We start from the raw sequence: 13,098 nt of genomic DNA, 5'->3' as shown, positions 1-13,098 counted from the left end.
CCCCCCTCTCCCCCCCTCCCCCCCCCCCCCCCCCCCCCCGCCCGCGGCCCCCCCCCCCCCCCCCCCCCCCCCCCCCCCCCCCCGCTGAGAGCCCCCCGTTCACAGATAGGTAGGGTGCCATTCCCATGGCAGCATTCGTCATCCGGCGGCTCATCGCCTCCGTCTTCGTACTTCTCGCGGCCACGTTCCTCATGTACAACCTGGTCGCGCTTTCGGGCGATCCGCTCGAAGACCTGCGGGCGAGCAACGCCCCCAACAAAGAGCAGCTGATCGAGTCGCGCATCAAGCTGCTGCGCCTCGACGTCATCCCGCCGCTGCGGTACTTCCTGTGGCTCGGCGGCCTGTTCCAAGGCGACTTCGGCGTCACTGTGCAGGGTCGCAGCGTGAACGCCCTGCTCGAGCAGGCCCTCGGTTCGACACTGCAGCTCGTGACGATCGCCACTGTCGTCGCCATCATCCTCGGTCTGACGGTCGGCATCACGACCGCCCTGCGCCAGTACTCGGGATACGACTACACCGTCACCTTCATCTCGTTCCTCTTCTTCTCGCTGCCGATCTTCTGGGTCGCCGTGCTGCTCAAGCAGTTCGTGGCCATCGGTTTCAACGACTTCCTCGAGGACGACCCGCAGCTGCCGGCGTGGCTCATCGTCATCGCGACGGTCCTCGCGGGCCTGCTGTGGGCATCGATCATTCCGGGCACGCTGCGCCGCAAGGTGCTGACCTTCGCGATCGCGGCGGGTGCCACGGCGAGCATGCTCGTGATCATGAACCTCATCAACTGGTTCACCTACCCGGGGCTCAGCATCGCGGGCGTCGCCATCATCGGGCTCGGCTCGGCGGTCGGCCTCACGGCGCTCATCACGGGCCTCAAGAACCGTCGAGCCCTCTACGCCTCCCTCACGGTGGCGGCTCTCGGCCTCGCCCTCTACTTCCCCTTCCAGTTCGGCATCTCGTACTCCATCACCGAATGGTGGATGCTCGCGGTGCTCGCGGTGCTCGCCGTCGGCGTGAGCGTCGGCATCGGCTGGTTCATGGGCGGGGTCGACCGCGGCCCCGTCATGCGCGTCGCCGGCTTCACCGGCTTCCTCACGGCCGGGGCGATCGCGCTCGACCGCTTCATGATGGTGTGGGACGACTACGCGTCGTCGGGTCGCATCCGTGGCCGCCCGATCGCCACGATCGGCTCGTCGACCCCCAACCTCGAGGGCTCGCTCTGGGTGCAGGGCGTCGACATCTACACGCACCTGCTGCTGCCGACCATCGCGCTCATCCTCATCTCGTTCGCCACGTACACCCGGTACTCGCGAGCGAGCCTGCTCGAGGTCATGAACCAGGACTACATCCGCACGGCTCGCGCGAAGGGCCTCGCCGAGCGCACGGTCGTCGTGCGGCACGCGTTCCGCAATGCCCTCATCCCGATCGCGACGATCGTTGCCTTCGACATCGGCGGCATCGTCGGCGGCGCGGTCATCACCGAGCGCGTCTTCGGCTGGACGGGCATGGGAGCTCTGTTCCAGAACGGCCTCGACGGCACCGATCCGAACCCCGTCATGGCCTTCTTCCTCGTCGTCGGCGGGCTCGCGATCCTGTTCAACCTGATCGCCGACCTCGTGTACGCCGCACTCGACCCACGAATCCGAGTCAACTGATGAGCAATCTCTCTGCACCCGTCCCCTCCAGCGGCGTCACCGACGCCGAGAACAACATCGAGAACAAAGAGGTTGAAGGCCTCAGCCAGGGTCAGATCGTCCGTCGACGGTTCTTCCGCCACAAGGGCGCCGTGATCTCGATGATCACGCTCGCCTTCGTGATCGTGCTGGCCTTCACCGCGGTCGGCTTCGACTTCTCGCTCTTCGGGCTGCAAGTTAAGACGCCCGGCTGGTGGCAGTGGACCTGGACCGAGATTCCGACCGCGCAGAACGGCGGTCGCCCCACCCTCAGCCTGGTTCCCGAGTGGATGGGCGGCGAGGGAATCCGATTCGGCGATCACCCCTTCGGTCAAGACGAGATCGGGCGCGACATCTTCGCCGTCGTCATGCGCGGCACCCAGCAGTCGGTCGTGATCATGGTCATCGTGGGCCTCATCGCCACGACCATCGGAACCGTCATCGGCGCCGTCGCCGGCTACTACCGGGGCTGGGTCGACTCGGTGCTCATGCGCTTCACCGACATCATCATCACGATTCCCCTCATCGTCATCGGAGCAGTGCTCGGTCTCGCATTCGGAAAGCTCGGAGCCTTCTTCCTCGCGGTCATCATCGGCTTGTTCACCTGGACCGGCCTCGCTCGCCTGGTGCGCGGCGAAGTGCTGAGCCTGCGTGAGCGAGAGTTCGTCGACGCTGCCCGTGTGGCGGGCGCGAGCGACCGGCGCATCATCTTCAAGCACATTCTGCCCAACGCGATCGGCGTGATCATCGTCAACACGACGCTGCTCATGGCGGCGGCGATCCTGCTCGAGACCGCTCTGAGCTTCCTCGGCTACGGCGTGCAATCGCCCGACACCTCGCTCGGCAAGATCATCAGCGAGAACCAGTCGGCCTTCGCCACGCGTCCGTGGTTGTTCTGGTGGCCCGGCGTGTTCATCATCGTGATCGCGCTGTGCATCAACTTCATCGGCGACGGTCTGCGCGACGCGTTCGACCCGCGCCAGAAGCGCTTGCCGAACGCCCGCGCTCTCGCCAAGGGACAGAGCGGGGGCCTTGACCGCGCGACGGTCGTCGTGACGGGTCGCGGAGCAGGCATGCAGGGTGTTTCGGGCGGTGTCGGCATGCGCGGCTTTGACGCCGATGCGCCTGATGCCCGTGACACCGACCGCGGTGGGCCCACGCCGTGACGACCGCGGTGAAAGCTCGAGCGCTAGAGCAGCAGGCCCAGCACGCTCAGCACGAGCAGCGCGCTCAGCAGCACGATCGTGCGCACGTGCGGCGTGCGGCGCAGGGTGCCCGGCTCGAGCGGGCCGTCGAGCAGGCCGTCGTCGCGCAGCTGCTCCCAGTGACGGCGGATCTGGTTCGCGGCGGCGCCGCTCTCGCTCGAGAGCGTGTCGCCGGGGCGGATCGAGCCGGCCAGTCGCGCGCTCTCGCTCACGCGCGTGTCCTCCGGGCCGAGCGTGAAGACCGTGTAGCGACCCGACGCGGGGGCCGCCCAGGCCTCGATCTTGGCGCGCGGGGTGTACAGGGTCAGCGCCCACTTGGTGTCGATGCGCTGGATGGCGGGCCAGGGCACGTGCCAGGTGCTCAGCGGGTTGCGGATGGTGACCTCGTGCTCGAGCACCTCGACCGCGGGCATCCAGTACAGGGCCCAGGTGAGCGCCGCCAGCAGCACCAGCCACCAGCCGTAGCGCAGCAGCCCGGCGACATCGCCCGCGACCACGAAGCCGATGAGCGCTCCGATCGCGATGAGCGCCATGGTGATCGTCAGAACTCGACCGAAGGCGGGGCGGAAGCTCGCGGGCTGGAATCGCATGCGCTCAGCTTCTCAGACCCTCGCATCATGACCGCACGGAAGGACCACCCGTGAGCAGCACCACCAGCACCGCCGTCGAGACCGTTCTCGAGGTCTCGGGCCTTGGCGTCGACTTCTGGGTCGACGGCGAGTTCTACCCGGCCGCCGTCGATCTCGACTACACCGTCAAGCGCGGCGAGGTGCTCGCGATCGTGGGCGAGTCGGGCTCGGGCAAGTCGTCGAGCTCGATGGCCCTGCTCGGACTGCTGCCGCCGACGGCGCGCGTGAGCGGATCGATCAGGCTGCTCGGCCGCGAGATCTCGCAGCTCGACAAGCGCGAGCTGCGCGCGGTGCGCGGCCAGCAGATCGCCGTGATCTTCCAGGAGCCCATGACGGCCCTCAACCCCGTCTACACGGTCGGGTTCCAGATCGTCGAGACGCTGCGTACGCACTTCGACATGACGCCGGCTCAAGCCAAAGAGCGGGCGATCGAGCTGCTCACCAAGGTCGAGATGCCCGACCCGGCCACGGCCTTCAACAAGTTCCCGCACCAGCTCTCGGGCGGCCAGCGCCAGCGCGCCATGATCGCGCAGGCGATCTCGTGCGACCCCGTGCTGCTCATCGCCGACGAGCCGACCACGGCCCTCGACGTCACCGTGCAGGCCGAGATCCTCGAGCTGCTTCGCAGCCTGCGCACGCGCCTCGACAGCGCGATCGTGCTCATCACCCACGACATGGGCGTCGTCGCCGACCTGGCAGACAAGATCATGGTCATGAAAGACGGCGTCGCCGTCGAGCAGGGCACGACCCTCGAGATCTTCCAATCGCCGAAGCACCCCTACACGCAGTCGCTGCTCGCGGCCGTGCCGCACCTCGGCATCGACATGACCGACGCGGGCTCGCGCTCGGCCGACCGCGCGGGCGTCGAGCCCGTGCTGTCGTTTCAGGATGTCTCGATCGAGTACCCCAAGCGCGGTCGCGTGCCGGCCTTCCTCGCCGCCGATGACATCACGCTCGACGTGTTCCCGGGTGAGATCGTGGGCCTCGTCGGCGAGTCCGGATCGGGCAAGACGACACTTGGCCGCGCCGCGGTCGGCCTGCTGCCGATCAAGTACGGTCGCCTCGTCTCGGCGGGCATCGACATCTCGAACGCTTCGCTGAAGGAGCTTCGCCCGCTGCGCCGCAAGGCCGGCATCGTCTTTCAAGACCCGGGGTCGAGCCTCAACCCGCGCATGCCGATCGGCGAGAGCATCGGCGAACCGCTGCTGCTCGCCGGCGAGGCGAGCGGCAAAGACCTCGACAAGCGCGTGGAGGAGCTGCTGAGCCAGGTCGAGCTGCCGTCGAGCTACCGCAACCGCTACCCGCACGAGCTCAGCGGCGGTCAGCGTCAGCGCGTGGGCATCGCCCGCGCCCTCGCCCTCACGCCGCAGCTGCTCGTGGCGGACGAGCCGACGAGCGCGCTCGACGTCTCGGTTCAGGCCCGGTTCCTCGACCTGCTGCAAGAGCTGCAGCAGCGCCTGCAGTTCGCCTGCCTCTTCATCAGCCACGACCTCGCGGTCGTCGATATCCTCGCGCACCGGATCGCGGTGATGCACCGGGGTAGACTGGTCGAGCAGGGTTCGCGCGATCAGATTCTGCGCAACCCCCAAGACCCCTACACTCAGCGCCTCATCGCCGCTGTTCCCCTGCCCGATCCTGTGGCGCAGCGGGAGCGTCGAGAGCAGCGCGCAGCCAGCAAGGACTGATTCACCATGGCACTCGCCACCCGCACCGACCTGCGCAACGTGGCGATCGTCGCCCACGTCGACCACGGCAAGACCACCCTCGTCGACGCCATGCTGCGTCAGACCGACTCGTTCGCCGCCCACGCCCACCTCGAAGACCGGGCGATGGACTCGAACGACCTCGAGCGTGAGAAGGGCATCACGATCCTCGCCAAGAACACGGCGGTGACGTACAAGGGTAAGCACGCTGCGGGGCAAGAGATCACGATCAACGTGATCGACACCCCCGGCCACGCCGACTTCGGCGGCGAGGTCGAGCGCGGCCTGAGCATGGTCGACGGCGTCGTGCTGCTCGTCGACGCGAGCGAGGGCCCGCTGCCCCAGACCCGGTTCGTGCTGCGCAAGGCGCTCGCGGCCAAGCTGCCGGTCATCCTGCTCGTGAACAAGACCGACCGTCCGGATGCCCGCATCGAGGCCGTCGAGGAGGAGACCCACGATCTGCTGCTGGGCCTCGCGAGCGACCTGCAAGACGAGGTGCCCGACCTCGATGTCGACGCGATCCTCGACCTGCCGGTCATCTACGCCTCGGGCCGCGCGGGCGCGGCGAGCCGCACCCGGCCCGCCGACGGCAGCCTGCCCGACAACGACGACCTCGAGCCGCTGTTCGAGGCGATCCTGCAGCACATCCCCGCCCCGAGCTACGACGACGAGCACCCGCTGCAGGCGCACGTCACCAACCTCGACGCGAGCCCGTTCCTCGGCCGCATCGCCCTGCTGCGCATCTTCAACGGCACGCTCAAGAAGGGCCAGCAGGTCGCCTGGGTGCGCCACGACGGCACGCACAGCTCGATGCGCATCACTGAGCTGCTCAAGACGCGCGCCCTCGAGCGCTACCCGGCCGAGTCGGCCATGGCGGGCGACATCGTCGCGATCGCGGGCATCGAAGACATCACGATCGGCGAGACGATCGCCGACCTCGACGACATCCGCCCGCTGCCGGCCATCACGGTCGACGAGCCGGCCATCTCGATGACGATCGGCACGAACACCTCGCCGCTCGTCGGCAAGGTCAAGGGCCACAAGCTCACGGCGCGCATGGTGAAAGACCGCCTCGACCGTGAGCTCATCGGTAACGTCTCGATCCGCGTCGTCGACATCGGGCGCCCCGACGCGTGGGAGGTGCAGGGCCGCGGCGAGCTCGCGCTCGCCATCCTCGTCGAGAACATGCGCCGCGAGGGCTTCGAGCTCACGGTCGGCAAGCCGCAGGTGGTCACGAAGACGATTGACGGCAAGCTGAACGAGCCGTTCGAGCACCTCACGATCGACGCGCCGGAGGAATACCTCGGCGCCATCACCCAGCTTCTCGCGGCGCGCCGCGGTCGCATGGAGGGCATGACGAACCACGGCACCGGCTGGGTGCGCATGGAGTTCATCGTGCCGAGCCGCGGTCTCATCGGCTTCCGCACCGAGTTCCTCACCACGACGCGCGGCACCGGCATCGCCAATGCCATCGCGCACGGCTACGAGCCGTGGGCCGGGTCGATCGTCTCGCGCAACAACGGCTCGATCGTGGCCGACCGCTCGGGCGTCGTCACGAGCAACGCCATGATGGCGCTGCAAGAGCGCATGTCGTTCTTCGTGAAGCCGACCGACGAGGTCTACGAGGGCATGGTCGTGGGCGAGAACTCGCGCGCCGACGACATGGACGTCAACATCACGAAAGAGAAGAAGCTCAACAACATCCGCTCCTCCACGGCGGAAGAGCTCGAGCGCCTCACGCCGCCTCGGCAGCTCACCCTCGAGGAGTGCCTCGAGTTCGCCCGCGAGGACGAGTGCGTCGAGGTGACGCCCGAGATCGTGCGCATCCGCAAGGTCGAGCTCGACCAGACGCTGCGCGCGCGGGCCACCTCGCGCCTCAAGAAGCAGAACGCCTAGGCGCCTGACCCGCACCTGGCCCGACCCGGCTGGAGCATCCATGACCGCACCTCGTTCTCGTCGCCTCGCCGCGGCCGCGCTCGCGCTGGCCCTGGTGGGCGGCACGACCGCGTGCAGCACGGGCACGCCGCTCGACAACATCGTCGAGGGGCTCGTGCAGCAGGGTGTCGATCAGCTCGTGGGCGGCATCGACGAGCAGATTCGCGGGCTCGTCGACGAGGTGCTCGGCGGGGTCGAGATCACGGGCGACGGCCAGGTGCCGGCGAGCTTTCCCGCCGACGTGCCGCTCACGGGCTCGGTGCTCGGCGGCGGGGCGGGGCCAGAGGGCTCGGGCTGGGTCGTGCGCACGCAGCTCGACGGGGGCCTCGGCTTCGCCGACGCCGCCGCGGCGCTCGAGGGCGCGGGTTTCGCCGCGTCGGGGGTGTCGAGCGACGCCGCGAGCGGGTACGGGGCCTACACCGCCACGGCCTACCGGGTCGACCTGTCGGTCGCGACCGACGGCGAGGGCGTCGTGACCGCGACCTATGTCGTCACCCCGCGCTGAGACGGTTCCGACCCGAGTCAGTGCAGTTAGGCTGAACGGGTGAAGATCGCACGCTTCAGCACGGGGGCCGACCCCCAGTTCGGCATCATCGACGACGATGAGCTCGTGGTGCTCTCGGGCGACCCGATGTTCCACGGCTACGAGACGACGGGCGAGCGCGTGAAGCTCGCCGATGCGCGCCTGCTCGCGCCGGTCATCCCGCGCTCGAAGGTCGTCTGCATCGGCATGAACTATGCGGCGCACGTGGCGACCATGCAGTACGAGGTGCCCGAGAACCCGCTCATCTTCTTGAAGCCCAACACCGCCGTCATCGGGCCCGACGAGCCCATCATCATCCCGCCCGTCGAGGGCCGCATCACCCACGAGGGCGAGCTCGTCATCGTGATCGGCAAGGTCGCCAAGCGCGTGAAGAAAGAAGATTGGCGCGACGTGGTGTTCGGCTACACGATCGGCAACGACGTCTCGGCGCGCGACGTCATGTTCGCCGACGGCCAATGGGCCCGCGCGAAGGGCTACGACACCTTCGCGCCGATCGGTCCGTACATCGAGACCGAGCTCGACCCCACCGAGCTCGAGATCACGACCTTCGTCGACGGTGAGCCGCGCCGCAGCGGCAACACGCGCGACATGATCCACGGCGTGCCCGAGATCATCGAGTTCGTGAGCGACGCCTGGACCCTGTTGCCCGGCGACATCATCATGACGGGCACGCCCGACGGCCTCGGCGGTTTTCACGACGGCCAGCTGGTCGAGATCCGTATCGAGGGGCTGGGCGTGCTGCGCAACCCCGCGAAGAACCGCGACGACCGCGTCGAGCGCGCCTGAGCACCAGCGGGTGGATGATGGAGCCATGAGTTCGCCCTCCACCCTCGTTCCCGCGCTCACGGCCGAGGCCGTCGCGGCCGCACAGCGCCGCACGCGCGGTGTGCTCATGGCGGGCCAGGTGCTCGCCGGCCTCGGCATGGGCGCCACACTGTCGATCGGCGCTATTCTCGCCGCCGAGATCTCGGGCTCGCCCGCCTTCAGCGGCATGGCCGCCACGGCGGTGACGCTCGGGGCCGCGCTCGCGGCCATCCCCCTCGCGCGGCTCGCCCGACGCGCTGGGCGCGCTCCCGCGCTCGCCACGGGAGCGCTCACGGCCGCCGTCGGAGCCATCGTCTCGATGACGGCGGCCGGCATCCAGAACTTCCCGCTACTGCTGCTCGGCATCCTGCTCATCGGCAGCGGCACGGCCGTGAACCTGCAGTCGCGCTTCGCCGCCGTCGACCTCGCCGCACCCGCGACGCGCGGTCGCGACCTCTCGCTCGTGGTCTGGGCGACCACCGTCGGCGCCGTCTCGGGCCCGAACCTCATCGGCCCCGGCGAGACGCTCGGGGCGTACCTGGGGCTGCCCGATCTCAGCGGTCCGTTCCTCTTCACGGTGATCGCGCAGTCGCTCGCGGCCGTGCTGTACCTCGTGGGTCTGCGTCCCGACCCGCTGCGCATCGCCGAGGCCTGGCGCGACGAGCAGGCGCGCGCCGCGCGCGAGCACGAGCAGCGCTCGGGCGTGGCGGCGCCGGTCGTGGCCGATGCGGTCGACGATCGGCCGGGCATCCGCCTCGCCATGCTCTCGATCGCCCTGAGCCACGCGACGATGGTCGCGGTCATGGCGATGACGCCCGTGCACCTGACCGCGCACGGCGCGAGCCTCGTGATCGTGGGCTTCACCATCAGCCTGCACATCGCCGGCATGTACGCCCTGTCGCCCGTCTTCGGCATCCTCGCCGACCGGGTCGGTCGTCGCGCGACGGTGCTGATGGGGCAGGGGATGCTCGCCGCGAGCCTGCTCATGACGGGTCTCGGCTCCGAGAGCGAGGGGTGGGTCGTGGCGGGGCTCATCTTCTTGGGCCTCGGGTGGAGCGCGAGCACGGTTGCCGGGTCGGCCCTGCTCACCGAGTCGGCCGCCCCCGATCGCCGCACGATCGTGCAGGGCCGCAGCGACCTCGTCATGAGCGGCAGCGGAGCCGTGGGAGGCGCGCTCGCCGGGGTAGTGCTGGCGATGCTCGGCTACAACGGTCTCTCGTTCGTGACCATGGCGCTCGTCGCGATCGTGGTCGTGGCCCTCGCGATCACGCCGCGCCGGGCCGCCGTAGACTCGAGCGTGTGACCAGCCCCGCCTTCTCGACCGCGACCGGCGCCGATGTGCGCGTTCGCTTCTGCCCCTCGCCTACCGGCACGCCGCACGTCGGCCTCATCCGCACAGCCCTGTTCAACTGGGCCTACGCGAAGCACACGGGCGGCACGATGGTCTTCCGCATCGAAGACACCGACCAGGCGCGCGACAGCGAAGAGAGCTACCACCAGCTGCTCGACGCGCTGCGCTGGCTCGGCATCACGTGGGATGAAGGGGTCGAGACGGGCGGGCCGCACGAGCCCTACCGGCAGTCGCAGCGCGGCGAGATCTACGCGGGCGTCATCGAGCGGCTGCGGGCCGGCGGGCACCTCTACGAGAGCTTCCTGACGGCGGACGAGATCGAGGCGAAGAACCTCGAGCTCGGCCGCGACCCCAAGCAGGGCTACGACAACTGGGAGCGCGACCTCAGCGACGCGCAGAAGGCCGCGTACCGCGCCGAGGGCCGCGAGCCCGCCCTGCGCCTGCGCGTGCCCGACAGCGACCTGAGCTTCACCGACCTCGTGCGCGGCGAGATCACCTTCCCGGCCGGCAGCTTCGTCGATTTCGTCGTCGTGCGGCCCAACGGTCAGCCGCTGTACACCTTCGTCAACCCCGTCGACGATGCCCTCATGGGCATCACGCACGTGCTGCGCGGCGAGGATCTGCTGTCGTCGACTCCGCGGCAGATCGCGCTCTACCACGCACTCATCGAGATCGGCGTGGCCACGGCGATTCCGCAGTTCGGCCACCTGCCCTATGTCATGGGCGAGGGCAACAAGAAGCTCAGCAAGCGCGACCCCGAGTCGAACCTCTTTCATCACCGCGACCGCGGGTTCATCCCCGAGGGCCTGCTCAACTACCTCTCGCTGCTCGGCTGGTCGCTCGCGCCCGACCGCGACGTCTTCACGATGGACGAGATGACGGCGGCCTTCGACGTCGCGAACGTCAACCCGAACCCCGCGCGCTTCGACGTAAAGAAGGCCGAGTCGATCAACGGCGACCACGTGCGGCGGCTCTCGCTCGACGAGTTCGTCGAGCGCAGCATCCCGTATTGCTCGGGTGCCGGCCTGTTCAACGACGTGCCCCGCCCGGCCGAGCGCGCGCTGCTCGCGGCCGCGGCGCCCCTCGTGCACGAGCGCGTGACGCTGCTCGGCGACGTGCCCGGCATGGTCGCGTTCCTGTTCACGGCCGACGACGACCTCGAGATCGAGGCGGATGCTCGTGCCTCGCTCGGCGACGACGCGGCCGCTGTGCTCGACGCGGGCCTCGCCGCGCTCGAGCCGCTCGCCGAGTTCGAGCCCGCCGCGATCGAAGAGGCCCTGCGCGTCGCCCTCGTCGACGGGCTCGGCCTCAAGCCCCGCGTGGCGTTCGGCGCCTTGCGCGTGGCCGTGTCGGGTCGTCGGGTCAGCCCGCCGCTCTTCGAGTCGATGCAACTGCTCGGCCGCGACTCGACGCTCGCGCGTCTGCGCGCGCTGCGCGCGACCCTCTAGCGCCCTTTCTCCCCAGATCTGGGGCAAAAGGGCGGTCGAGCACCGTGGTTCCGCCGTTGTGGGGTGAATCTGGCGCCGTCAGCGCGGTGCCGTCAGCGCGGCGCCGTCAGCGCGGCGCGACCGGCATGCGCCGCACGTCGGCGACGCGCTCGGCGATCGTGATCTGCGCGGGCGGCCGCAGCAGCACCCAGGCCGCGGCCATGACCACGACCGAGACGGCGAACACGATTGCACCGAGCCAGCTCTCGCCGTCGTCGATACCGAGGTACATCGCGTTGAGGTTGCGCCGCGCCCCCGTCAGCAGCACGAGCCCGACGTGCACGACCGTGAAGGCCAGGTAGAACCAGAGCACGAGCGAGTGGGTGCGCCGCGCCCAGGCGTCAGAGAGGGGGCCGTGGTTGCGCATCCATCGATCGGGCCACACGGGAGACAGCCGCAGCCCGGTGACGAGCGCGACGGGCGCGGCGAGGAAGACCGTGGCCCCGTAGAACAGCACCTGCAGGGCGTTGTAGTACGCCCAGCTCGTGTGCGCGGGCCAGTCGAGCGAGAGGTACTGCACGCCGGCCGAGATCGCATTCGGGATGACCGACCACTCGGTCGGCACGATGCGGGCCCAGTGCCCGCTCACGAGCAGCAGCGTCACGTAGACGAGGCCCGTCGCGACCCACAGCGTCACGACCACGAGGTGCCACCAGGTGTGCAGGCCGAGGCGCTTCGGCGCGCCCGCGGTGCGCGGCCATCGGTTTCGGCGGGTCACGAAGGCGGGCGGGCGCGTGCCCGCGCGCAGGTGCAGGGCCGAGCTGACGATGAAGAGCAGGAAGAAGGCGTTGAGCGCGTGGGTCCAGCTGAGCCAGGCGGGGAAGCCCGTGGGCGTGCCGGCCGGGGGAGCGACCGAGCCGGGATACTGCGCGAGGAACACGCCGCCCGCGTCGGTCTCGCGCCACCAGCGAGCGATCATCACCGCGACGACGAGGCCGACCAGGCCGATCACGGCGAGCGCGACCGCCCGGCGAACACGCGATCGCTCGCGGGGGGTCGGGCTCGCCTCGGGCACCCCCCTAGGCTAGTTGCAGCACCGGGGAGGGGAGGGCACCGTGAGCGACCTGAATCCGCACCGGCCCGAATGGGTGCGCTGGATTCCCGCCGTGATCCTCGTGGTGATCATGACGGGCATGGCGATCTTCGGCGTCGTCGCGGTTCCGCGCCTGACGGCCGACCCGGGCCCGGCCGAGACCGACGAGGTCACCGACCTCAACTGGTCGGTGTTCACCGACGACGGCCTCGCCTACATCGAGGCCGCGCGAACGCCGCGCATCGACCTCAGCTCGCCTCCCGTCGACGCCGTCGGCCTCGGACTCCCGGCCGACGGGGCCACCACCGTGGGGCCGCACGAGACGGGGCTCGACTACCGGCTGGTGCTCATCGCGACGGACGAGCAGCCCAACGGCGCGCTCTTCACGACGCCGCAGTTCACGGTGAGCACGAGCGGTGGCCGGCTGCAGTCGGTGCGGGTCGAAGAGCGCGGGGCCTTCGACTTTCGCGAGACCTACCTGCTGCTCGCCGACCGCTCGGCCGATCTCGGCTACACCCCGCCGGAGCCGGCCCGGCTGGCCGCCGCCGTCACAGAGGCGCGCGAGTCGGGCGAGCCCGCCGTGGTGCGGTCGAACCGCAGCCTCAGCACGGGCATGGGGGTGACGGCCGAGGCCACGTGCTTCGGGGCCGGCTTCTGCCAGGTGTCGTACGTCGTCACCCCGGCCGTAGGGTAAACTCGCTACTCGGCCCGCTCGCGGGTCGCCCAGCCCGGCCCCGGCC

The 13,098-nt window shown here is 69.6% G+C and carries 11 protein-coding genes; 9 read left to right on the top strand and 2 right to left on the bottom strand.

Annotated features, from left to right (window positions below; all coding sequences use genetic code 11):
* The first annotated feature begins 125 nt into the window (after positions 1-125).
* Entirely contained in the window at positions 126-1,649 is a 1,524-nt protein-coding gene (locus ACK4HH_RS08430) for an ABC transporter permease (RefSeq protein WP_409650678.1), read from the top strand.
* On the top strand, positions 1,649-2,833 hold the full coding sequence (locus ACK4HH_RS08425) for an ABC transporter permease (protein WP_409650676.1): 1,185 nt from the start codon (positions 1,649-1,651) through the stop codon (positions 2,831-2,833). The genes ACK4HH_RS08430 and ACK4HH_RS08425 overlap by 1 nt, the downstream gene beginning before the upstream one ends.
* A 23-nt stretch (positions 2,834-2,856) precedes the next feature.
* Here ACK4HH_RS08425 and ACK4HH_RS08420 read toward each other — a convergent pair whose 3' ends face one another.
* The gene (locus tag ACK4HH_RS08420; protein ID WP_409650674.1) at positions 2,857-3,462 is read right to left on the bottom strand and encodes a PH domain-containing protein; all 606 of its coding nucleotides are present in this window, start codon (positions 3,460-3,462) and stop codon (positions 2,857-2,859) included.
* Positions 3,463-3,512: 50 nt separating this feature from the next.
* Here ACK4HH_RS08420 and ACK4HH_RS08415 point away from each other — a divergent pair, with 50 nt between their 5' ends.
* Genes ACK4HH_RS08415 through gltX form a run of 6 tightly spaced genes read left to right on the top strand, consistent with a single transcriptional unit; the run spans position 3,513 to position 11,286 of the window.
* Entirely contained in the window at positions 3,513-5,186 is a 1,674-nt protein-coding gene (locus tag ACK4HH_RS08415; RefSeq protein WP_409650672.1) for a dipeptide ABC transporter ATP-binding protein, read from the top strand.
* Positions 5,187-5,192: 6 nt separating this feature from the next.
* Positions 5,193-7,100, top strand: coding sequence for a translational GTPase TypA (gene typA / locus ACK4HH_RS08410; protein WP_409650670.1), 1,908 nt, complete (start codon positions 5,193-5,195; stop codon positions 7,098-7,100).
* Positions 7,101-7,140: 40 nt separating this feature from the next.
* Positions 7,141-7,644 (top strand): hypothetical protein, encoded by a 504-nt coding sequence (locus ACK4HH_RS08405; protein WP_409650668.1) that lies wholly within the window; start codon positions 7,141-7,143, stop codon positions 7,642-7,644.
* Positions 7,645-7,683: 39 nt separating this feature from the next.
* Positions 7,684-8,469: a fumarylacetoacetate hydrolase family protein gene (locus ACK4HH_RS08400; RefSeq protein ID WP_409650666.1), complete on the top strand. Its 786-nt coding sequence runs from the start codon at positions 7,684-7,686 to the stop codon at positions 8,467-8,469.
* Positions 8,470-8,494: 25 nt separating this feature from the next.
* Positions 8,495-9,790, top strand: coding sequence for an MFS transporter (locus ACK4HH_RS08395; RefSeq protein WP_409650664.1), 1,296 nt, complete (start codon positions 8,495-8,497; stop codon positions 9,788-9,790).
* Positions 9,787-11,286, top strand: a complete 1,500-nt coding sequence (gene gltX, locus ACK4HH_RS08390) for a glutamate--tRNA ligase (RefSeq protein ID WP_409650662.1) — start codon at positions 9,787-9,789, stop codon at positions 11,284-11,286. Before ACK4HH_RS08395 ends, gltX begins: the two co-directional genes overlap by 4 nt.
* Positions 11,287-11,392: 106 nt before the next feature.
* Here gltX and ACK4HH_RS08385 read toward each other — a convergent pair whose 3' ends face one another.
* Entirely contained in the window at positions 11,393-12,340 is a 948-nt protein-coding gene (locus ACK4HH_RS08385; RefSeq protein ID WP_409650660.1) for a cytochrome b/b6 domain-containing protein, read from the bottom strand.
* A 40-nt stretch (positions 12,341-12,380) separates the two neighbouring features.
* Between ACK4HH_RS08385 and ACK4HH_RS08380 the strand changes: the two genes are divergently transcribed.
* Positions 12,381-13,052 carry a hypothetical protein gene (locus ACK4HH_RS08380; protein ID WP_409650658.1) on the top strand — a complete coding sequence of 224 codons (672 nt, stop codon included), beginning with the start codon at positions 12,381-12,383 and terminating at the stop codon, positions 13,050-13,052.
* The last annotated feature ends 46 nt before the right edge of the window (positions 13,053-13,098 follow it).

The organism is Microcella sp. (genome assembly GCF_046296455.1).
Lineage (GTDB): Bacteria > Actinomycetota > Actinomycetes > Actinomycetales > Microbacteriaceae > Microcella.
Note: the sequence above shows the minus strand (reverse complement) of the source record. Positions and strands in the feature narration are given on the sequence as shown.